We start from the raw sequence: 248 nt of genomic DNA, 5'->3' as shown, positions 1-248 counted from the left end.
ACTATACTCTTTGAATGTAAGTACTTTAATATCTCGACAAGCTGGCTTCCTACTCTGTATATCTCTTCTCTTTCAAACACGTGCTTGTCAAAATAAATAATATCCTCGAAAGTTCTACCTTCCATGAATTCAAGTACATAGCCGCAGAAGTCCTCACGCTCAATCTTTCTAATTAACCGGGGAACGCTCTCATGCTGTAAGCTCTTTAAAATATCTTCCTCAAACTGGGCCTTTGCTCCTGCTTTCTC

1 protein-coding gene is annotated in these 248 nt (G+C 39.5%); it reads right to left on the bottom strand.

The window, feature by feature from the left end; translation table 11 throughout:
* Positions 1–248 (bottom strand): protein kinase domain-containing protein (locus tag DSOL_RS26555; protein WP_139314661.1); only part of this gene is annotated, 248 nt, incomplete at both ends.

The sequence above is a fragment of the Desulfosporosinus metallidurans genome (assembly GCF_001936615.1).
GTDB classification, from domain to species: Bacteria; Bacillota; Desulfitobacteriia; order Desulfitobacteriales; family Desulfitobacteriaceae; genus Desulfosporosinus; species Desulfosporosinus metallidurans.
The sequence above is the reverse complement of the archived record's forward strand: the minus strand, read 5'-3'. Positions and strand labels throughout refer to the sequence as shown.